A 19,287-nucleotide genomic window follows, 5' to 3' on the forward strand; every position below is an offset into this window, starting at 1 on the left:
CGCGCGCCCCAACGTGCAGGCCGCGCTGGCGCGCGCCGAGGCGCGGCTGGCCGGCGTGCGCGCGCAGTTCTTCGACGCCACCGCCCGCGCCTGGGAGGAATTGCAGCACGCCCCCGAGGTCAGCCGCGACACCCATGTCGCGCTGCGCCTGGCCGCCACGGCCGCCGCCCATGACGGCGCCGCCGTCGCCCGCGAGGCCTTCGTCATGGGCGGGGCGGGCGCGATGATGCAGGGCCACCCGCTGGGCCGCATGATGATCGACGCCGCCTGCGTGGCCCAGCACGCCTTCATGGGCGACGGCACCTGGACCGCGGCGGGCGCCGCGCTCTTCGGCGAGAAGACCCCGCCGGGCTTTCCCTGAGCCCGGCCCCTCCGCCACCTCCGAGACATGACCACAGAAGGTAGCCCCAGATGACCGAGACCCCGAAACTGCGCACGCTCCTGTGCTTCAACAACCACCCGACCTTCTTCTCGCTGCCCTTCGACCAGATCGGCCCGGTCTGGAAGGCCACGCAGGAGCTGATGGCCGGGGTCGCCGCGCTGGAGGGGGTCGAGATCGTCGGCACCTTCGACGACGACCAGACCATGGTCGGCGCCAGCCAGGGTTTTCCCTTCACCTGGTACATCATGGCCGATTTCCCGAACCGCGAGACCGTGCAGGCCGCCTGCAACCTCTTGCGCACGATCGTGGTGGGCGAGGGCAATGACCGGCTGTGGAAATACATGACCGTCGAGGCCCGCATGGGCCGCGCGCTGGAGATCCCCCGGCTGTGAGCGACCTGGCCGATCTGCGCGCCCGGCTCGACCGGCTGGAGGCCGAGGCCGCCTGCCGCCGCTGCCTGTCCGATTACATGGACATCTGCGACCGGCTGGATGGCGCGACCGACCTTGCGGCCCTCGGCGCGCTCTTCACCCGCGATGCGGTCTGGGGCGGCGCGGGCGACCGCTATGCCAGGGATTTCGGCCGCCATCGCGGGCGCGACGCCATCGCCGCCTGGCTGGGCAGCTTCTGCACCGACCCGCCGCATTTCGCCATGAACGCGCATTTCCTCTCCTCCGAGGCGATGACCCATCAGGCCGAGGGCGTCTCGGGGCGCTGGCTGATGCTGCAGACGCCGACCTTCCATGACGGGCAGAGCTTCGTCATGGCCGCGCGGCTGGAGATCGATTTCCGCTTCGAGGAGGGGGCATGGCGCATGCACCGCTTCTCGACCCGCAACCTCTATGCGCGTCCCGTTTCCGCCTGGAACGCGCCCGTCGACATTCCGGCCCCCGCCGCCGCCCAGTGAAAGGACCACGCGATGTCCCTGGATGACCTCCCCCCCCTGCCGACCGGCGATCTGATGAAGGGCGACCGCGTCGCCACCCCCATGTACGAGGATCCGGCCATCTTCGAGGCCGAGATGGAGAAGATCTTCGGCCGGGTCTGGGTCTGGGTCGGCCATGTCTCCGAGGTGCCCGGCAAGGGCAGCTTCAAGCTCAGCTGGGTCGGCACCCAGCCAGTAATCATCTCGCGCGACCGCAAGGGCGAGCTGCATGTGCTGGTCAATCGCTGCCGCCACCGCGCCGCCTCGGTCTGCGAGATCAAGAAGGGCAAGACCTCGTCCTTCCAGTGCCCCTATCACGGCTGGGGTTACGGGCTGGATGGCAGCCTGCGCGCCATCCCCTATGCCGAGGGCTATGCGGCCGATTTCGACAAGTCCGAATACGGGCTGAAGAAACTGCGCGTGGAGGTGTTCGAGGGGCTGATCTTCGCCTCCTTCAACGCCGATGTCGAACCGCTGGAGGAGTTCCTCGGCAATGCGAAACCCTGGATCCGGCTGTTCATGAAACAGGGCGGCGGCTTCCCGGTGCGGACCCTGGGCGAACACCAGTTCAAGGTGCCGATGAACTGGAAGATCCAGCTGGAGAACACCACCGACGCCTATCACTTCCCGATCGTGCACAAATCCTTCCTGCAATCGCTGGATGGCGAGGCGAACGAGACCTTCTCCTTCATGGACGACGATGACGGCTATGTGGAGGATCTGGGCAACGGCCATTCGGTGATGGTGATGATGCCGGAACTGATCGACCTCGACGCCGATCCCGACGCGCCGATCCCCGAGCGGTTCCGCGACCTGGCCGAGACGCTGCGCAAGGATTACGACGAGGCGCAGGTGAAACGCATCGTCCGCGCCGTCGGCGGCTGCGGCTTCAATCTCAACCTCTTTCCCAACGCCGCCTGTTCGCTGTCCTTCTTCCGCATCCTGCGCCCGGTCTCGGTGCATGAGACGGAAATCCGCCATATCGCCATCGGCATGGAGGGCGGGCCGGAGGCGGCGAACCAGATGCGGATGCGCCTGCACGAGCATTTCCAGGGGCCGATGGGCTTCGGCTCGCCCGATGATGCCGAGGTCTGGGAACGGGTGCAGCGCGGCTCGGCCGGGGCGGGCGATGTGGACGTGATGGTCAATCGCGGACTGGGGCTGGAGAAGGACTCCGGGAACGGGCTGCCGGTCGGCGACATCTCCGCCGAGACCGGCATGCGCTCGGCCTACAAGATGTGGAAGAAGGTGATGGAGCAATGAAGGACCTCAACCCCGCGACCGAGGTGAGCCTGCAGGAGGTCACCGCCTTCCTGTGGCACGAGGCCGACCTGCTGGACCGGCGCGACTACGATCCGTGGCTGGCGCTGTGGACCGGGGACGGCCATTACGTGATCCCGGTGGAGAAGGAGGGCGAGGATTTCGCCAACTATCTCAACATCGCCTATGACGACGCCGCCATGCGCAAGATGCGGGTTCAGCGGTTCCAGGCGGGGTTCTCCATCTCCTCGGCGCCGCCCGCCGACAGCGTCCGCACCGTCTCGCGCATCGTCATCGACCGCGCGGAAGGCGACCGTCTGACCGTGCGCGGCGCCCAGCACGTGGTGGAGGACAAGTTCGGCCGCCAGCGCGTCTTTGCCGCCAATGTCACCTGGGTCCTGGAAACCGGGCCCGGGGGGCTGCGGATCCGCGACAAGATCGTGCGCCTTCTGAATTCCGACGGGATGCTGACCTCGATCAGCTATCTCTTCTGATGGGCGCGCCCCTGCCTCTCGACGCGCAGACCGCGGTGATCACCGGCGCCGGCAACGGCATCGGCGCCCAGATCACCCGCGCGCTGCATGCCGCGGGATTCCGCGTCATCATCACCGATATCGACCCCGACGCCACCTACCGGCTGGCGGAAGAGCTGGACCTGGCCTCGGAAACCGCGCTGACCGCGACGCTCGACGTCTCGAAGCCCGGCGATTTCCAGAGCGTGCTGGACAAGGTCACCGATCGCTGGGGCTCGGTGGAGGTGCTGGTCAACAACGCCGCCGTCACCCGCGCCCGGCCGCTGATGGAGATCGACCCGGCCGAGTTCAACGAGGTCATGGCGCTCAATGCCGGGGGGGTCTTCGCCGGATCGCAGATCTTCGCGCGCCATTTCATGGAACGCGGCTATGGCCGGATCATCAACATGGCCAGCCTCGCGGGCCAGAATGGCGGCACCACGACGGGGGCGCATTACGCCGCCTCCAAGGGCGCGATCCTGACCCTGACCAAGGTCTTCGCCCGCGACCTGGCCGCCTATGGCATCACCTGCAACTGCATCTCGCCCGGGCCGCTGGACAGCCCGATGGTGCACGCGCTGGTGGGCGAAAACATGCCGCAGATGCTGAAGAACATCCCCGCGGGCCAGCTGGGCGATCCCGCCTTCGTCGGCCAGCTTGTCACCCTGCTCGCCAGTCCCGCCGCCGGTTTCGTCACCGGCGCCTGCTGGGACTACAATGGCGGCCTCTACATGCGCTGAGGGAGCCATGAAGGACATGAGCGATACCAAACCGATGATCCTGACCGTCGCCGAACGCATCGACGACCGCGGCGACATCATGCAGCTGACCCTGACCGGCGATGGCCCCCTGCCCGCCTTTGCCGCCGGGGCGCATGTCGACCTGCTGGTCGAGACGCCCGAAGGCCCGCTCTGGCGGCAATACTCGCTCTGCGGCGACCCCGCCGAGACCGGCTGCTACCGGCTGGGCATCCTGAAGGATCCGGCCAGCCGCGGTGGCTCGGCCGCGCTGCACCAGCTGCTGCGCGCCGGGGAGACCGTCCATGTCGAAGGGCCGCGCAACCATTTCCCGCTGGCGCCCGATGCGGAACGCTCCGTGCTGTTCGGCGGCGGCATCGGGGTCACGCCGATGCTGGCCATGGCGCGGGAACTGCACGCGGCGGGGGCGGAGTTCACGCTGCATTACGCCACCCGCTCGGCCGCGCGCACCGCATTTCTCGACCTGATCGCCACGCTGCCCTTCCGCGACCGGATCGTGCTGCATCACGATGATGGCGGGGCGGCCGGGCCGCTGGATCTGGCGCGCGACCTGCCGCCGCCCGCGCCCGGCACGCATCTTTACGTCTGCGGGCCGCAGGGCTTCATGGACTGGGTGATCGGCGCGGCCGAAACCGCGGGCTATCCGGGAACACGGATCCACCGCGAGTATTTCTCGGCCGAGGTCGATACCGGCGGCGCCGGGTTCGAGGTCGAATGCGCGCAATCGGGCGTCACCGTCACGGTCGGCCCCGAGGACACGATCGCCAAGGCGCTGGCGCGCGCGGGCGTGAAGATCGAGGTGAAATGCGAGGAAGGCATCTGCGGCACCTGCGTCACCGACGTGATCGAGGGCGGGATCGACCATCGCGACCAGTTCCTGACCGAAGAGGAACGCGAGGATGGCGACCAGATCTGCGCCTGCTGCTCGCGCGCCTCGGGCGCCAAGCTGGTGCTGGACCTGTGACGGAGGCGGCGATGGACGACAGCGCGCAGTTCCGCGAGGCGATGAGCCGGCTGGGCGCCGCGGTCACCGTCCTGACCACCGACGGCCCGGCCGGGCGCCACGGCATGACCGCCTCGGCGGTCTGCTCGGTCACCGATGCGCCGCCGACGCTCCTGGTCTGCGTCAACCGCGCCAATCGCAGCCACGCGGCCTTCACCCGCAACCGCACGCTCTGCGTCAACGTGCTGGGCGAGCATCACCGCGCGCTGTCGGGCCGGTTTGCCAGCGCCGGGGCGACCGACCGCTTCGAGGGCGAGACCTGGGCCGCCCGCAAGACGGGCGCCCCTGTCCTGTCCGGGGCGGTCACCGCCTTCGACTGCCGCATCGGCCGGATCGAGGCGGTCGGCACGCATTCGGTCTTTTTCTGCGACGTGGAGGAGGTCATTCTCTCCTGCGGGGAGACCACCGGGCTGATCTGGTTCGGCCGCGGCTTTCACGATCTGCGCGCCCCCGCCTGAGGGACGCGCCTGCGCCTGCCCGCCCCCGCCAGAAGGGGCAGCACCCATATTGTCCAGCTATCAGGGAAACGCCCGATGAAACATCTTCTGTCTGCCGCCGCGCTCTCGGCGCTCATGGCCGGCCAGGCCTGTGCCGATACCGTGCTGACCGTGGCCAACTGGCTGCCGCCCGCCCATCCGCTGGTCGCCGAGGTGATCGTGCCGATGACCGAGGCGATCGCCGAGGCCACCGACGGATCCGTGACCGCCAATATCCTGCCCGCGCCGCTGGGCCCGCCCGCCGCGCATTTCGATTTCGCCGTCAATGGCGTGGCCGACATCACTTTCGGCGTGCAGGGCTACAATCCCGGCCGGTTCAAGACGACGAACCTCGCCGAGCTGCCCTTTCTCGGCGACAGTTCCGAAGCGATGTCAGTGGCTTACTGGAACATCTTCAAGTCCCGCCTGGAGGCTGCGGGCGAATATGACGGGGTCAAGGTTCTGGCCGTCTTCACCCACGGGCCGGGCGAGATCTTCCTGAAATCGGCCGACCCGGCGGCGACCGACCTTCTGGATGGCCAGAAGCTGCGCGTCGGCGGCGGCATCGTCCACGAGGTCGCCTCCCGGCTAGGCGCGGTGCCGGTGGAGGGGCCGTCCTCCAAGGCTTATGAACTGCTCAGCCAGGGCGTCGCGGACGGCATCCTGTTCCCCTATGAATCCGTGAGCTTCTTCAAGCTGATCCCGCAGCTGTCGCAAGGCGTCTCGGTGCCCGGCGGGCTCTACAACACTTCCTTCTACATCGTCATGAACCAGGCGAAATGGGACAGCCTCAGCCCCGAGGAACAGGCCGCGATCGACGGCGTGACCGGCGAGGCGCTGGCGCGCATGGCCGGGCAGATGTGGGACCGCGCCGATGCGGCGGGCCGCGCCGCGATGGAGGGGCAGATCACCGTCACCCCCGCGACCGGGGCGCAGATCGAGGCCTGGACCGCCGCGCTGTCGCCGGTGGTGGAGGCCAAGCTGGCAGAGATCGCCGAGACCGGGGTGGATGCCGAGGCGGCGCTGGCGGAATTCCGCGCCGGGATCGCGAAAGCCGCCGAATGAGCGCGGGCGAGATGCCGGATCGGGACGCGGCCGCGCCGCCGCGCCCCGGCCTGCGCCTGCCGGGGCTGCGCACGGTGCTCGGCGCGCTCGGCGGGACGCTGCTGATGGCGATGATGGCGCTGACCGTCTGCGACGTGATCGGGCGCTACCTGTTCAACAGCCCCGTTGCGGGCGCCGCCGAACTGACCGAGATCCTGCTGGCGGCGGTGATCTTCCTGGGGCTCGGCGCGGTGTCGCTGGAGGAGGCGCATGTCACCGTCGATCTGGCCACCGACCGGATGCCCGCGGCGGTCCAGCCGCTGCGGCAGGCGCTGACCGGGCTGGCCGCGGGCGCGGTGCTGGCGGTGGTCGCCTGGCGGATCTGGATCTATGCGGCACAGATCGGCGGCTATGGCGGATCGACCAGCACGCTGGGCCTGCCGCTGGCGCCGCTGGGCTATTTCTGCGCGCTGGCCTGCCTGGCCGGGGCGCTGCTGACCGCCGGGGTGCCGCTTGCCCGGCTGCTGCGGTCGTGGCGGAACGAGGAATAGATCATGGAATACTGGCCCGTCGGCATGGCGCTGATCTGCCTTCTTCTGCTTCTGGGGATGCCCATCGCCTTCGCGCTGGCCGGTGTCGGGCTGGTCGGCACCGCCTCGATCATCGGCTGGACCCCGGCGCTGTCGCTCCTGGGATCGACCTTCTTCGACAATGGCCGCGACTATTCGCTGTCAGTGCTGCCGCTGTTCCTGATGATGGGGAATTTCGTCGTCCAGTCGGGCATCGCGGAAGAGCTGTATACCTCCGCCTATGCCTGGCTGCGCCACCGCAAGGGGGGGCTGGCCACCGCCACCGTGATCGCCTGCGGCGCCTTCTCCTCGGTCTGCGGGTCCTCGATGGCGACGGCGGCGACGATGACCCGGATCGCGCTGCCCTCGATGCGCCGCTTCGGCTATCCCGACGAACTCTCGACCGCCGCCATCGCCGCGGGCGGCACGCTGGGCATCCTGATCCCGCCCTCGGTGATCCTGGTCTTCTACGGCATCATGACCCAGCAGGATATCGGCAAGCTGTTCCTCGCCGGCCTGATCCCCGGGCTCATCGGCATCATCGGCTATGCCGTCGCCGTGCGTGTCTCCGTGGCCTGGCGCGGGCTCGATCTGCCGGTGGAGCCGAAGCTGCCGCTCGGCGCCCGCATCGCCGCGCTGAGGGGCACGGCCGGGGCGCTGGTGCTGTTCGTCTTCGTGATGGGCGGCATCTATCTGGGCGTCTTCACCCCCACCGAAAGCGCGGGAATGGGCGCGGGCGGCGCGTTCCTCCTGGTGCTGCTGTCGGGGCGGTTCAGCCGCGAGGCGCTGCTGTCGGTGCTCTATGACACGATGAAGACCACCGCGATGATGTTCTTCATCCTCTTCGGCGCGCTGACCTTCACCAATTACGTCAACATGTCGGGCATGACCCGCGACATCCAGGATTTCCTGGCGCTGTTCGGCAGCACGCCGATCGTGACGATCCTGGTGATCCTGGCGATCTACCTGGTGCTGGGCTGCCTGCTGGAGAGCCTGTCGATGATCATGCTGACGGTGCCGGTCTTCTATCCGATCGTGGCAGCGCAGGGGATCGACCTGATCTGGTTCGGCATCTTCGTGGTGATGGTGACCGAGATCTCCTACATCACGCCGCCGGTGGGGATGAATGCCTTCGTACTGCGCTCGGTCGTGCCCGACGTGCGGCTGGGCACGATCTTCCGCGGGCTGGTGCCCTTCGTGGCCATGGACGTGCTGCGCGTCGCGCTTCTGACGCTCGTGCCCGGCCTCGTGCTGTTTCTGACCTGAAGGAGAGGCCCATGGAGATCGGCATCATCGGCGCGGGCAATGTCGGGACCGCCATGGCGGCGCTGCTGGGCGCGCATGGCGCAAGGGTCACGGTGACGGCGCGCGGTGCGCGGCTCGCGCGGATCCGCGCGGAAGGCGTGCATCTGGACGATCGCGGCACGCCACATCACGCCGCCATCGCCGCGCTGCCGCGGCTCGACGCCCCGCAGGATGCGGTGTTTCTCTGCGTCAAGGCGCAGGACCTCCCCGAGGCGGTGGCGGCCAATGCGGCGGGGATCGGCCCCGGCACGCTGGTCGTGCCGATGGTCAACGGCCTGCCCTTCTGGTTCGACCCCGCAAGCGCCGAGCTGGGCGCGGTGCTGGATCCCGGCGGGCTGCTGCGCGCGCGGCTGGACCCGGCGCAGGTGCTGGGAGCGGTTCTGCTGATGACGATCCGCCGCGACGCGGCGGGGCGCGCCACCTCCACCAACACCCCGACGCTGAGCCTCGCGCCAGTGGCGGGGGACACCGATCCCGGCCGGGGCGCGGGGCTGATGGCGGTGCTGAATGCCGCGGGGATCCGCGCCTCCGCCCCCGATGACATCCGCGAGGCGGTGCTGGTCAAGCTCCTGGCCAATATCGCCACCAACCCGCTCTCGGCGCTGACGGGCTGTTCGCTGGCGCAGATCGGCCGCGATCCGGGGCTGCGCGCGGCCGCCTTCGCCGTGGCCGGAGAATTCCGCGCCTGGGCGGCGGCTGCGGGCTATGCCCTGCCCTCCGACCGGTGGCTGGGCGACCTGCTGCTGGATGCCGGGGATTTCCCCACCTCGATGCTGCAGGATGCCCGTGCGGGCCGTGTGCTGGAGCTGGGCGCCATCTGCCGCGCGCCGATGGGCCTGGCCCGGGGCGCGGGGCTCGCCATGCCCTGCCTTGCCGCGATCCTGGCCCGGCTGGAGGCGGCCCCGGCCCTTCCCCTGCCCGAAGCCGCGCGCGCCGCCGCGCTGGCCGGTCTGCCCCTTCCCCTGGCCGAAAGGACCTGAGATGAACCAGATGACCAAGCCCTTCGCCGAGATGACCGAGGCCGAGCTGCGCGTGCAGCTGGCCGATTTCTACCATCTCGTCAGCTATCTCGGCTGGACCGAGCTGATCTTCAACCACATCTCGGTGCGCCTGCCCGGCGATGCCCATGCCTATCTGGTGAACCCGCTGGGGCTGCATTACGACGAGGTCACGCCGGAAAACCTGCTGGTCGTGGGGGTCGATGGCAAGCTCCTGCGCGACAGCCCCTACCGCCCGAACCCGGCGGGTTTCGCGCTGCATGGCGCGATCCATGAACACCGCCCCGATGTGGGCTGCGTGGCGCATACCCACACGACGCCGATCTCGGCCATCGTGATGAAGGAGGCGCCCATCGACCACGACAATTTCAACGGCGCCCAGCTTTACGGGCGGGTCGGCTATCACGACTTCGAGGGCATCACGATCTATGACGAGGAACGCGCGCGGATGCTGGCCTCGCTGGGGGACAAGCATGTGCTGGTGCTGCGCAATCACGGGATCGCGGTCTGCGAGGCGGATATCCCGCTGACCTTCTTCCTGTTGTGGACGGTGCAGCGCGCGGCCGAGATCCAATGCGCCGCGGCGGGCATCCCGGGGCCGAATGTCCGCCTGCCCGAGGAGATCAAGCGCAAATGCGCCGAGGATGCGCAGCGGCTGAAGGAGAATTCCGCCTTTGCCACGCTGCTGTTCGACGCGATGGTGCGCAAGATGAAGCGCGACTGCCCGCAATTCGCATGACCCCCCCGCCCTGCGCGGGCCCCTGTCAGACCCCGCCCCGGCCGGATCCGGGGGACGAAAACCCCGCCGCGGCGCTTGGACTCGGGCGCGCTTTGCTCTAAGCCCCGCGGCGGAAGCACGGTGCGGACCGGCAGGGCCGCCGGCCACCCGGGATCCCGCCAGATCCGCGCAGGGGGCAGAGGTTGGACACAGGGCAGCAGCCGCAGGAGACCCCGGCGCAGATCATCGCGCTGGAGGAGGTGGGCAAGTCCTTCGCCCGCAGGGGCGGCGACGTGGCCGCCCTGTCGCAGATCACCTTCCAGGTCGCCCCGGGCGAGGTCCTGGGCATCGCCGGACGCAGCGGCGCGGGCAAGTCCACCCTGCTGCGGCTGCTCAGCCTGCAGATGCGCCCCGATCGCGGGCGGCTCTGCGTGCTGGGCACGCGGATCGGCCCGGATACCGGCAGCGCCGCGCTGCGGCGGCTCGCCCGGCAGACGGGCTTCGTCTTCCAGGGCTTCAGCCTGCTGCGCAATCTCACCGTGCTGGACAATGTGGCGCTGCCGCTGAAACTGCGCGGCGCGGACCGCGCCACGCGCCGGGAAAAGGCCCGCCAGCTGCTGGATTTCGTCGGCCTGGGCCGTCACGCCCTTGCCTGGCCGGCGACGCTCTCGGGGGGCGAGGCGCAGCGCGCCGCCATTGCCCGCGCCCTGATCGGCGATCCGCGGATCCTCTATCTCGACGAACCCAGCTCGGCGCTGGACGCGGCGACGACGCGGGGCATCCTCGAACTGCTGCGCGACATACGCGACCAGCGCGGCGTGACGATGATCCTCGTGGCCCACCAGGTCGACGTGCTGCGCTACATGTGCGACCGCGCGCTGCAGCTGGAGGCCGGGCGGATCGCGCGGATCGGACCGGTGGCGCGCAGCGCCGAGTTTCGCGGCGACCGGCTGGCCGAGATGTGGGGCGATGATGGCTGAAGGATTTGCCGGCATCTGGACGCGCTTCGGCGCGGAGATCGCGAAGGGCTTCGCCGAGACCTTCTACATGGTCGGCGTCGCCTTCGCCGTGGCGCTGGTACTGGGCACCGCCATCGGCATGGTCCTGTCGCTCTGCGCGCGGGGCCGCCCCTTCGAGGCGCCGCGGGCGGCCGCGCTGCTGTCCTGGGGGGTGACGGTGATCCGCTCGGTCCCGTTCATCCTGTTCCTGATCGTCATGGCGCCGGTGGCGCGGGCGCTGATCGGCACGGCCTACGGGATGCATGCCTCGACCATATCGCTGTCGCTGGTGGGCATCGCGCTGGTGGCGCGGCTGGTGGAGCAGGCGATCGCCGATCTCGACCCGCAGATCTACCGCACGGCGCAATCCATGGGCGCGGGACCGTTCCAGATCATCCTGCGCTTCGTGCTGGTGGAGGCGCGCGGCGCGCTGATCCTCGGCTATACCTCCGCCATCATCAGCCTGATCGCCTATTCGACCGTGGTGGGCGTGATCGCCGGTGGGGGCATCGGCTATCTCGCGGTGCAGGAAGGGTTCTACATGTGGAACCAGCCGCTTATGTGGGTCATCATCCTGCTGATGACGCTGCTTGTCCAGATCGTCCAGGTCGCCGGCTCCACCCTGGCGCGGCGCCTGGACCGCAAGGGGGGACCCCGACAGTCATGACCATCCTGCGCAATTCCGCACGGTTTCTCGCCATCCTGGCGCTCTGTGCGTCGGGCACCGGCCCCGCCGCCGCGGCCGAGACGATCCGGCTGGGCGTCTCCTTCTTTCCCTTCCATTCCGCCGATGCCACGCGGCCCGACCTGCTGCAGGCGATCGCGCCGGACCTGCAGGCGGCGGGCTACGAGGTGGAGAAGGTCGTCTTCCTCAACTATGCCGAGGCCAACCCGGCGCTGGCCGCCGGGGAGATCGACGGAAACCTGATCCAGCACCGCCTCTACATGGACATCTTCAACCGCCGCGCCGGGGCCGATCTGGCCATTGCCGCACCGGTCTATCACGCGACCTTCGCGCTCTATTCGGGGACCTATGACACGCTCGGGGCGATCCCCGACGGCGAGACGGTGATCATCCCCGGAGACGGGGTGAACACGGCGCGGGCGCTGATGCTGCTGCAGGCGGCGGGGCTGATCGGACTGGCCCCCGGCGTCACCCACGAGGCGCGCGTGGCCGATGTGACGTCGAACCCGAAGGGCCTGCGCTTCCTCGAACTTCCGCTGACCGCGGCATCGGGCGCCTATGACGAGGGCGGGCGGCGGCTGGCGGTGATGTATCCCACCTTCGCGCGCGCGCTGGATCTGACCGGCGATGCCGAACGGCTGATCCTGGAGGAACGCGGCGAGATCACCGACGCCTATGCGATCAGCCTGGCGGTGCGCGCCGGGGATCTGGACAGCCCCGCCACGCGCGCGTTGGCGGAGGCCCTGCAATCCGGCGCGGCGGCGCAGTGGCTGCGGCAGAACTATGCCTGGGCCTCGGCCCCGGCGCGCTGAGACAGCCGAGCGGAGGAAACCCGACATGCATGGCGAATACAAGGTGCCCGGCGGCAAGCTGGTCGTGGCCGATATCGAGACCCGCGACGGGGTGATCGCACAAGCCCAGATCTCGGGCGATTTCTTCATGGAACCCGAGGAGGTGCTGGGCGGGATCGCGGAGGCGCTGGTCGGGCTGCCCGCCGACGGGCCCGCCGCCGCGATGACCGCGGCCATCCGCGCCGCCATCCCGCCCGGAACGATGCTGTTCGGCGTCTCGCCGGAAGCCGTCACCATCGCGGCGCGCCGCGCGCTGGGGGTGGCGCGCAGCTGGCAGGATTACGAATGGCAGATCATCGAGGGCGCGCCCCTGGCGCCTGCGATGAACGTCGCGCTGGACGAGGTGCTGTCGACCGAGGTGGCCGAGGGCCGGCGCCCGCCGACGCTGCGGTTCTGGAACTGGGCAGCGCCCGCCATCATCATCGGGTCCTTCCAGTCGCTGAGAAACGAGGTGGACATGGACGCGGCCCGCGCCTTGGGGGTGGAGGTCGTGCGTCGCGCCACCGGCGGCGGGGCGATGTTCGTGGAACCGGGCGCCGCGATCACCTATTCGCTCTATGCCCCGATCGAGCTGATCGAGGGGATGGAGATCGCCGACAGCTATGCCTTCCTCGACAACTGGGTGCTCAAGGCGCTGAACGCGCTGGGGATCGAGGCCAGTTACAAGCCGCTCAACGACATCACCAGCCCCAAGGGCAAGATCGGCGGCGCCGCGCAGAAGAGGTTCCTCAACCGCACCGTGCTGCATCACGTGACCATGGCCTATGACATGGATGCCACGAAGATGACGCAGGTGCTGCGGATCGGGCGCGAGAAGCTGTCGGACAAGGGCACCGCCAGCGCCGCCAAGCGGGTCGATCCGGTGCGCAGCCAGACCGGGATGGAACGCGCGGCGGTGATCGCCGCGATGAAGGAGATGTTCGCCGCGCAGAATGGCGGCCATCCGGGCGCGGTCACCCCCGCCGAGATGGCCGCCGCCGAGACGCTGGCCGCCGCCAAATACGCCACGGCGGAGTGGCTGAACAAGCTGCCCTGAAAATGCCGGCGGGTCCGCGGCCGGACCCGCCCCGCCCTCAGGGCTGGTCCAGATGCAGACCGCATTCGCGGCCCATGCCGTTGAACCGCGTGTCCTCCTCGCGCATGCCATCCTCCAGCCTGCTGGTCGTGTGGGTGTCGCCGACGCTGACATAGCCCTGTTCCCACAGCGGGTGGTACGGCAGGTCATGCGCCTTGAGATACATGTGGATGTCGCGGTTCGACCAGTCGACGATCGGGTGGAACTTCACCCGGCCCGACTGGAATTCCAGGATCCGCCGCTCGGCCCGGCTGGCCGACTGCACGCGGCGCAGCCCGCTATACCAGGTGCCCGCGCCCATCCCGGTCATCGCCCGCTGCATGGGTTCGACCTTGTTGAGGACATTGTATTTCTTCAGCCCCTCCTCGCCCTGGGTCCACAGCTTGCCGAACCGCGCCTCCTGCCAGGCCGGGGTCATCTCGGCGCGGTAGACATGCAGGTTCAGGTCCAGCATCTCGGTCAGGCGGTCGATGAAACGGTAGGTCTCGGGAAACAGGTAGCCCGTGTCGAAGAGCAGCACCGGGATGCCCGGCACCTGGCGGGTCATCATGTGCAGCATCACCGCCGACTGGATGCCGAAGCTGGAGGAGACGACATGGTCGCGCGGCAGGTTCTCCAGCGCCCATTCGATCCGCGTCTCGGCATCCTGTCCGTCGAGCCATTCATTGGCGGCGGTGAACACCTTGGGACCGCTGGAGGCGGCGGAAGCCCTGGGTTTTGGAACACTCTGCATGACGTGAACGCACCTTCTCGCTTTGCCCGTGGCGGGCGGGATTGCGGGCCCCGGGGCCCGGCCGCCATCCCCCGGCGGGGGCGGCGGCGGAGACCGGGCGCGGCGGCGCCCGGCAGAGCGGCCGCGCTCCGGACGGATCAGCCCGGCAGGCGGGCCTTGCGCAGATAGGGAAGGACCTGGTCGAACGTGCCGAATTTCGCGGTCGCATCCTCGTTGCTGACCGAGGCGGGGATGATCACGTCCTCGCCCGGCGCCCAGTTGGCCGGGGTGGCGACCCCCTGCCCGGCCGAGGTCTGAAGCGCGTCGAGCGCGCGCAGGATCTCGGCGAAGTTGCGCCCCACCGTCATCGGGTAGGTCATCGACAGCTTGAGCTTCTTGTCGGGCCCGATGATGAAGACGGACCGCACCGTGGCGCTGTCATTGGGGGTGCGGCCATCGGGCAGATAGGCTTCGGCAGGCAGCATGTCGAAGGCCTTCGACAGTTCCAGCCCGTCATCGGCGACGATCGGGAACCCCGGCGCGGCCCCGCCATAGGTCTCGATATCGCCCTTCCAGCGGGCGTGATCCTCGACGCTGTCCACCGAGACACCCAGCACCTTGGTGCCGCGCCTGTCCCATTCCGCCGCCAGCTGCGCGACGGCGCCGAATTCGGTGGTGCAAACCGGGGTGAAATCCTTGGGATGGCTGAACAGGATCGCCCAGCTGTCGCCGATCCAGTCATGAAGCGTGAACGTCCCCAGATCGGTCTTCACCGACAGGTCGGGAATGGTGTCATTGATCCTCAGGGCCATGTCTTGCTCCTTCGCGTGTCCTGCACCCGCAGAGCGGGCGCCTGCGGCGCCGGTGGCGGCGCCCCGGCCGTCTGGCCGATGCCGCGGCCACCGGGCCGTTTCCATGTCCTTCACCTAGCCGTCGCCGGATCATGCGGCAATCACCCAGAAGAACAAAAGACCGCCCTGACGCGACGCTGCCCGGATACGCAGAATTTTTTCCACCTCTGAAGGGTATTCTGGAACATGTTTCTTCCCTTTGCGGGGCTGTCCCCGGCATGCGGGGGCGGGAGACGAAATGCCGGGTCGTCCCGCGGCGAGGGCGCCGCTATATCCGCTCCGGCATAACCTGAGGAGGCAAGGACATGGGTGGCGACTTGGACCATCTGCGCGACACGATCCGCATCGCGCGCCGGAGCCGCGAGGCCGGCAACCACCCTTTCGGCGCCTTGCTGGCCGGGCCGGACGGCACGCGCCTTCTGGAAAGCGGCAACAGCCATGCTGCCGATGGCGGCACCGGCCATGCCGAGCTGAACGTGGCCCGCGAGGCGGCGCGGCGCTTCAGCCCAGATTTCCTGGCCGATTGCACGCTCTATACCTCGGTGGAGCCCTGCTGCATGTGCGCGGGCGCCTGCTACTGGGCGGGGATCGGCACGGTGGTCTACGGCATGACCGAAAAGCGCCTGGCCGTGCTGACCGGCGACAATCCCGAGAACCTGACCCTGGACCTTCCCTGCGAGACGGTCTTTGCCGCCGGGCAGCGCCCCGTGGCGGTGCGCGGCCCCTTCCCCGAGATCGAGGACGAGGTCGCCGAGGGCCATCGCGGATTCTGGAACTGAGCCCCGCCGCGCCTCACGGCACGGGCGCGGCCGCCCTGCCCGTGGCGCGCAACAGCAGCGGCAGCACCGCCAGCGACAGCGCCGCGCTGCCGGCGAAGAAGACCCCGTAGCCGAAGCGCTCGGCGATGATCCCCGCGGCCACGCCGCCGATCATGCTGACCGTCGCGTCCATGCATTGGAACAGGGTGAAATCCACCCCCGCCTGGCGCGGATCGGACCAGCGCATGAACTGGGCATAGAGCGCGACGAAGCCGAAGGCCATGAAGGCGGCGCTGGCCACCAGAGCGGGCGGCGCGACGATCGCGGCCGGAACCGCAGGCAGCAGCGCCGCCGCCGCCACCAGCGCCAGCAGCCCCGCCTGCACCAGCACCGAGACGCACAGCACCGGGCGGCTGCCGAAGCGGCGCACCACCGCGCCGCCGCACAGCGCCCCGCACAGGCCCAGCGTCAGGCTGCCCGCGCCGCTGACCACGCCCAGCTGTTCCAGCGAATAGCCCGCATCGATGAAGAACGGCCCGAACAGCCCCATCGCCGTCTTCTGCGCCAGCACGAAAAGCGCCGCCACGCCCAGGCCGCGGCGGATCTCGGGGCGGGCCCAAGCGGCGCGCAGGCTGGGCACATGGCTGCGCGTGGCGGGCACGGCGCCGCGGGCGAAGGCCCAGAACGGCAGGCAGAGGCCGAGGATCAGCGCGGCCATCGTCCAGACGGCGGGGGCCCATCCCAGCCGCCCGGCCAGCACCAGGAACAGCCCGCCGCCGATCGCCGCGCCCAGATAGGCGCCGCCGACCTGCGCGGCATTGCCCCAGCCCTGCCCGGCGCGCGACAGCGCCGCCACCGCATAGCCGTCGCAGGCGATATCGACCGTCGCCGCCGCCACCGCCGCCAGCATCAGCACCGCCAGCACCGGCAGGACCGGCACCGGCCCGATCGCGCCCGCGACGCACAGCGCGGCGGCAATGACCGCGGCGCCCGCCAGCACGATCGCGGCCGAGCGGTCGCGGCCGCGCGCCGGCAGGCGCAGCCGTTCCAGCGCGGGCGACCACAGGAATTTCAGCGCCCAGGGCAGCACCACCAGCGAGACCAGCCCGATCCGGTCCAGCGGCAGATCCTGCGCCCGCAGCACGCCCGGCAGGCCCGACCAGGTCAGCCCCGACAGGACGCTCTGGGCCACATAGACGCCGCCGATCGTGCCGACGATGCCGAAGGCCGTCCGCCCCGCCATCAGAAGCGGTAATTCAGGCTGGCCGTCGCCGTGCGGCCCTCATAGCGATAGCAGTAGCCCGCGCTGCAGGTCTGGCCGGTCTCGTCGAAGACGTTCTTGACATTCACCTGCAGGGCCACGCCCTCATAGCCCAGCCGCCCGAAATCATAGCTCAGCGTCAGGTCCGCGAAGACGTAGTCGTCATTGCGGAAGGTGTTCTCGTCATCGCCCCAGCTTTCGCCGATATAGCGCAGACCGCCGCCGAAGCCGAAGCCGCGCAGCGGTCCCTGCCGCGGTTCGTAGACGGCCCAGAGCGAGGCCGTGTGCTCGGGCGTGGCCGAAAGCTCGTTGCCCTTCGTCCCGGCGGCGCCCTTCTCGATCTCCATGTCGAGATAGGCGTAGGAGGCCATCATGCGCAGGCTGTCGGTCAGGTTGGCCTGGCCTTCCAGTTCCGCGCCGCGCGAGCGCAGGTCCAGCTGGCGCTGCTTGTTGATGCCGGTGGAGGTGTCGAAGACCACCCCGTCCGTCTGCTGGATGTCGAAGAGCGAGGCGGTGATCAGGCTCTCGGCGCCGGGCAGCTGGTACTTGACGCCGATCTCCTTCTGCAGGCCGATCGTCGGATCCGCGGCGCGGGTGTCATCGGAGGTCACGTCGTCATAGACCACGCCCACATTGGGCGAGAAGGAGCTGGAGATATTGGCGAAGGGGGTCAGCCCGTTCGCCATCTCGTAGGACAGCCCGATCCGCCCCGAGAAGGCTTCGTCATCGGTATCGGTCTCGCTTCGGTCGGCGGCGATGGAGGTCGTCTCCACCCAGTCGTAGCGGCCGCTGACGAACAGCGTCCAGGCCCCGGCCTCGATCTGGTCATGGGCATAGACGCCGATCTGGTCCATGTCCTGTCCGCCCGCATAGGGCAGATCGACCGCATCGGTCGCGGCGGCCGAGACATAGCCGGTGGTGGAAAAGGCGTCATAGCTCGACCTTGCATAATCCACCCCGGTGACCAGCACATGATCCGCCGCGCCGGTGGCAAAGCGGAACTCGGTCATCGTGTCGACGGTGAACAGCTCCGCCTCCTCGGTGTAATGCCCCCAGTAGCGCGCCAGGTCCGTGCCCGCCGCATAGTAGCCGCTGTATTCCAAGTCGGAATCGACATCCGAATAGCGCAGGTTCTGGCGGAAGGTGATGTCGGCGGTCAGCTCCTGCTCGTATTCATAGCCTATGCGGTACTGGGTCTGGTCGAAATCGTTGTAATCGGGATCGCCGTTATACAGATCCGACGCCTCGCCATAGGAGGGATTGTAGTAGCTGGCCGTGCCGCCGGTCGTGGACTCGGCGAATTCGGTCAGGATCGTGATACGCGCCGTCTCGGTCAGCTCGTAGCTCAGCGCCGGGGCGATCAGCGCCAGGTCGTCGGAATAGCCCTCGAGCGGCGTGTCCGCCTCGCGCAGCACCCCGGTCAGGCGATATTGCAGCCGCTCGTCGGGCGTCGCCGCCCCCGCGAAATCGAAGGCCAGCTCGGCCCGGTCATCGGTGCCGCCGGTGACGCGCAGCTCGCGGAAGGGCTCGGCCTTGGGCCGCTTGGAGACGACATTGACCAGCCCGCCGGGACCGCTGACCCCGTAAAGCGACGACGCCGGACCCTTGAGCACCGAAACCGCCTCGTAGGTATAGGGGACGTTGCGATACCAGGCCGAGGGCCCGTTGACCTGGCGCAGCCCGTCGCGGAACAGCCCCGTGTAATAGGCAGGGAAGCCGCGCAGGTAGATCGCGTCATACCGGGTGTCGAAGGCGAAATTGCCGACCGAGGCCCCGGCGCTGTAGCCCAGCGACTCCAGCAGCGTGCGCGGCTCCTGGTCCTCGATCTGCGCCTGGGTGATGATGCTGACCGATTGCGGGATGTTGACGGTGGGCGTGTCGGTCTTGGTCGCCTCGCGGCCCGATTGCGCAACATAGCCGTCCTGGATGACGGTCGTATCGCTTTCGGCGGTGATGCGAACCGCATCCAGAACCACCGGTTCCGCGCTCTGCGCCCAGAGCGGAGCAGCTGCCCCGGTGCCGAGCGAAACGCCGATTGCCAGCCAGGACGTCTTCATGATGCTGCCTCCTCTGAATCGCCGCAGGTCTGGCAAAGGCCGTCCGGAATATCAAACTGAAACAGTCGGAAATCGACCGGGCCGCGGCT

21 protein-coding genes and 1 pseudogene are annotated in these 19,287 nt (G+C 69.0%); 18 read left to right on the plus strand and 4 right to left on the minus strand.

The genetic code is table 11. From position 1 onward, the window contains the following. The 17 genes and pseudogenes from ICN82_RS17105 to ICN82_RS17185 form a co-directional block, all read left to right on the plus strand. Positions 1-361 (plus strand): annotated as a pseudogene (locus tag ICN82_RS17105) (flavin-dependent monooxygenase); the annotation flags it as partial. Positions 362-411: 50 nt separating this feature from the next. Then, positions 412-774, plus strand: coding sequence for a hypothetical protein (locus ICN82_RS17110; RefSeq protein WP_193185183.1), 363 nt, complete (start codon positions 412-414; stop codon positions 772-774). Next, complete coding sequence (locus ICN82_RS17115; RefSeq protein WP_193185186.1) at positions 771-1,289, plus strand: nuclear transport factor 2 family protein; 519 nt, start codon at positions 771-773, stop codon at positions 1,287-1,289. Before ICN82_RS17110 ends, ICN82_RS17115 begins: the two co-directional genes overlap by 4 nt. A gap of 12 nt (positions 1,290-1,301) precedes the next feature. Further along, a complete protein-coding gene (locus ICN82_RS17120; RefSeq protein ID WP_193185189.1) occupies positions 1,302-2,570 on the plus strand; it encodes an aromatic ring-hydroxylating oxygenase subunit alpha in 1,269 nt (422 codons plus the stop codon). Continuing rightward, positions 2,567-3,061: an aromatic-ring-hydroxylating dioxygenase subunit beta gene (locus ICN82_RS17125; protein ID WP_193185192.1), complete on the plus strand. Its 495-nt coding sequence runs from the start codon at positions 2,567-2,569 to the stop codon at positions 3,059-3,061. Before ICN82_RS17120 ends, ICN82_RS17125 begins: the two co-directional genes overlap by 4 nt. After that, positions 3,061-3,819 (plus strand): SDR family NAD(P)-dependent oxidoreductase, encoded by a 759-nt coding sequence (locus tag ICN82_RS17130; protein WP_193185195.1) that lies wholly within the window; start codon positions 3,061-3,063, stop codon positions 3,817-3,819. The genes ICN82_RS17125 and ICN82_RS17130 overlap by 1 nt, the downstream gene beginning before the upstream one ends. Before the next feature lie 16 nt (positions 3,820-3,835). Further along, complete coding sequence (locus ICN82_RS17135) at positions 3,836-4,801, plus strand: PDR/VanB family oxidoreductase (protein WP_226898565.1); 966 nt, start codon at positions 3,836-3,838, stop codon at positions 4,799-4,801. Positions 4,802-4,812: 11 nt separating this feature from the next. Beyond that, on the plus strand, positions 4,813-5,298 hold the full coding sequence (locus ICN82_RS17140) for a flavin reductase (protein ID WP_193185200.1): 486 nt from the start codon (positions 4,813-4,815) through the stop codon (positions 5,296-5,298). A 75-nt stretch (positions 5,299-5,373) separates the two neighbouring features. Further along, the gene (locus ICN82_RS17145; protein WP_193185203.1) at positions 5,374-6,381 is read left to right on the plus strand and encodes a TRAP transporter substrate-binding protein; all 1,008 of its coding nucleotides are present in this window, start codon (positions 5,374-5,376) and stop codon (positions 6,379-6,381) included. Further along, entirely contained in the window at positions 6,378-6,911 is a 534-nt protein-coding gene (locus ICN82_RS17150; protein ID WP_226898566.1) for a TRAP transporter small permease, read from the plus strand. Before ICN82_RS17145 ends, ICN82_RS17150 begins: the two co-directional genes overlap by 4 nt. Before the next feature lie 3 nt (positions 6,912-6,914). Next, positions 6,915-8,195: a TRAP transporter large permease gene (locus tag ICN82_RS17155; RefSeq protein WP_193185206.1), complete on the plus strand. Its 1,281-nt coding sequence runs from the start codon at positions 6,915-6,917 to the stop codon at positions 8,193-8,195. Positions 8,196-8,206: 11 nt separating this feature from the next. Beyond that, on the plus strand, positions 8,207-9,214 hold the full coding sequence (locus ICN82_RS17160) for a ketopantoate reductase family protein (protein WP_193185209.1): 1,008 nt from the start codon (positions 8,207-8,209) through the stop codon (positions 9,212-9,214). 1 nt (position 9,215) lies between these two features. Further along, positions 9,216-9,971 (plus strand): class II aldolase/adducin family protein, encoded by a 756-nt coding sequence (locus ICN82_RS17165; RefSeq protein ID WP_226898567.1) that lies wholly within the window; start codon positions 9,216-9,218, stop codon positions 9,969-9,971. Positions 9,972-10,153: 182 nt separating this feature from the next. Next, a complete protein-coding gene (locus ICN82_RS17170) occupies positions 10,154-10,930 on the plus strand; it encodes an ATP-binding cassette domain-containing protein (RefSeq protein ID WP_226898568.1) in 777 nt (258 codons plus the stop codon). Beyond that, complete coding sequence (locus ICN82_RS17175) at positions 10,923-11,615, plus strand: methionine ABC transporter permease (protein ID WP_193185212.1); 693 nt, start codon at positions 10,923-10,925, stop codon at positions 11,613-11,615. Before ICN82_RS17170 ends, ICN82_RS17175 begins: the two co-directional genes overlap by 8 nt. Beyond that, positions 11,612-12,445 carry a MetQ/NlpA family ABC transporter substrate-binding protein gene (locus tag ICN82_RS17180; RefSeq protein ID WP_193185215.1) on the plus strand — a complete coding sequence of 278 codons (834 nt, stop codon included), beginning with the start codon at positions 11,612-11,614 and terminating at the stop codon, positions 12,443-12,445. The genes ICN82_RS17175 and ICN82_RS17180 overlap by 4 nt, the downstream gene beginning before the upstream one ends. Before the next feature lie 25 nt (positions 12,446-12,470). Then, positions 12,471-13,520 carry a lipoate--protein ligase family protein gene (locus ICN82_RS17185; RefSeq protein ID WP_193185217.1) on the plus strand — a complete coding sequence of 350 codons (1,050 nt, stop codon included), beginning with the start codon at positions 12,471-12,473 and terminating at the stop codon, positions 13,518-13,520. A 37-nt stretch (positions 13,521-13,557) separates the two neighbouring features. Here ICN82_RS17185 and ICN82_RS17190 read toward each other — a convergent pair whose 3' ends face one another. After that, complete coding sequence (locus ICN82_RS17190) at positions 13,558-14,292, minus strand: phosphoadenylyl-sulfate reductase (protein ID WP_193185220.1); 735 nt, start codon at positions 14,290-14,292, stop codon at positions 13,558-13,560. Positions 14,293-14,429: 137 nt separating this feature from the next. Continuing rightward, a complete protein-coding gene (locus ICN82_RS17195) occupies positions 14,430-15,083 on the minus strand; it encodes a peroxiredoxin (RefSeq protein WP_193185223.1) in 654 nt (217 codons plus the stop codon). Positions 15,084-15,427: 344 nt separating this feature from the next. Here ICN82_RS17195 and ICN82_RS17200 point away from each other — a divergent pair, with 344 nt between their 5' ends. Further along, positions 15,428-15,901: a nucleoside deaminase gene (locus ICN82_RS17200; protein WP_193185226.1), complete on the plus strand. Its 474-nt coding sequence runs from the start codon at positions 15,428-15,430 to the stop codon at positions 15,899-15,901. Positions 15,902-15,914: 13 nt separating this feature from the next. Here the strand turns inward: ICN82_RS17200 and ICN82_RS17205 are convergent, their stop codons facing one another. Together ICN82_RS17205 and ICN82_RS17210 are read right to left on the minus strand one after the other, a co-directional pair. Further along, positions 15,915-17,123, minus strand: a complete 1,209-nt coding sequence (locus ICN82_RS17205) for an MFS transporter (RefSeq protein ID WP_193185228.1) — start codon at positions 17,121-17,123, stop codon at positions 15,915-15,917. After that, the gene (locus tag ICN82_RS17210; RefSeq protein WP_193185231.1) at positions 17,123-19,198 is read right to left on the minus strand and encodes a TonB-dependent siderophore receptor; all 2,076 of its coding nucleotides are present in this window, start codon (positions 19,196-19,198) and stop codon (positions 17,123-17,125) included. The genes ICN82_RS17205 and ICN82_RS17210 overlap by 1 nt, the downstream gene beginning before the upstream one ends. Between the last annotated feature and the right edge of the window lie 89 nt (positions 19,199-19,287).

Source organism: Mangrovicoccus algicola (assembly GCF_014903745.1).
Taxonomy (GTDB): domain Bacteria; phylum Pseudomonadota; class Alphaproteobacteria; order Rhodobacterales; family Rhodobacteraceae; genus Mangrovicoccus; species Mangrovicoccus algicola.

What these genes read in the sequence shown, in the direction of transcription:
- ICN82_RS17195 (WP_193185223.1), bottom strand. Translation starts at nt 15,083, where the DNA reads ATGGCCCTGAGGATCAATGACACCATTCCCGACCTGTCGGTGAAGACC.
- ICN82_RS17120 (WP_193185189.1), top strand. Translation starts at nt 1,302, where the DNA reads ATGTCCCTGGATGACCTCCCCCCCCTGCCGACCGGCGATCTGATGAAG.
- ICN82_RS17145 (WP_193185203.1), top strand. Translation starts at nt 5,374, where the DNA reads ATGAAACATCTTCTGTCTGCCGCCGCGCTCTCGGCGCTCATGGCCGGC.
- ICN82_RS17150 (WP_226898566.1), top strand. Translation starts at nt 6,378, where the DNA reads ATGAGCGCGGGCGAGATGCCGGATCGGGACGCGGCCGCGCCGCCGCGC.
- ICN82_RS17125 (WP_193185192.1), top strand. Translation starts at nt 2,567, where the DNA reads ATGAAGGACCTCAACCCCGCGACCGAGGTGAGCCTGCAGGAGGTCACC.
- ICN82_RS17160 (WP_193185209.1), top strand. Translation starts at nt 8,207, where the DNA reads ATGGAGATCGGCATCATCGGCGCGGGCAATGTCGGGACCGCCATGGCG.
- ICN82_RS17165 (WP_226898567.1), top strand. Translation starts at nt 9,216, where the DNA reads ATGAACCAGATGACCAAGCCCTTCGCCGAGATGACCGAGGCCGAGCTG.
- ICN82_RS17185 (WP_193185217.1), top strand. Translation starts at nt 12,471, where the DNA reads ATGCATGGCGAATACAAGGTGCCCGGCGGCAAGCTGGTCGTGGCCGAT.
- ICN82_RS17200 (WP_193185226.1), top strand. Translation starts at nt 15,428, where the DNA reads ATGGGTGGCGACTTGGACCATCTGCGCGACACGATCCGCATCGCGCGC.
- ICN82_RS17140 (WP_193185200.1), top strand. Translation starts at nt 4,813, where the DNA reads ATGGACGACAGCGCGCAGTTCCGCGAGGCGATGAGCCGGCTGGGCGCC.
- ICN82_RS17135 (WP_226898565.1), top strand. Translation starts at nt 3,836, where the DNA reads ATGAGCGATACCAAACCGATGATCCTGACCGTCGCCGAACGCATCGAC.
- ICN82_RS17175 (WP_193185212.1), top strand. Translation starts at nt 10,923, where the DNA reads ATGGCTGAAGGATTTGCCGGCATCTGGACGCGCTTCGGCGCGGAGATC.
- ICN82_RS17180 (WP_193185215.1), top strand. Translation starts at nt 11,612, where the DNA reads ATGACCATCCTGCGCAATTCCGCACGGTTTCTCGCCATCCTGGCGCTC.
- ICN82_RS17205 (WP_193185228.1), bottom strand. Translation starts at nt 17,123, where the DNA reads ATGGCGGGGCGGACGGCCTTCGGCATCGTCGGCACGATCGGCGGCGTC.
- ICN82_RS17155 (WP_193185206.1), top strand. Translation starts at nt 6,915, where the DNA reads ATGGAATACTGGCCCGTCGGCATGGCGCTGATCTGCCTTCTTCTGCTT.
- ICN82_RS17110 (WP_193185183.1), top strand. Translation starts at nt 412, where the DNA reads ATGACCGAGACCCCGAAACTGCGCACGCTCCTGTGCTTCAACAACCAC.
- ICN82_RS17210 (WP_193185231.1), bottom strand. Translation starts at nt 19,198, where the DNA reads ATGAAGACGTCCTGGCTGGCAATCGGCGTTTCGCTCGGCACCGGGGCA.
- ICN82_RS17190 (WP_193185220.1), bottom strand. Translation starts at nt 14,292, where the DNA reads ATGCAGAGTGTTCCAAAACCCAGGGCTTCCGCCGCCTCCAGCGGTCCC.
- ICN82_RS17130 (WP_193185195.1), top strand. Translation starts at nt 3,061, where the DNA reads ATGGGCGCGCCCCTGCCTCTCGACGCGCAGACCGCGGTGATCACCGGC.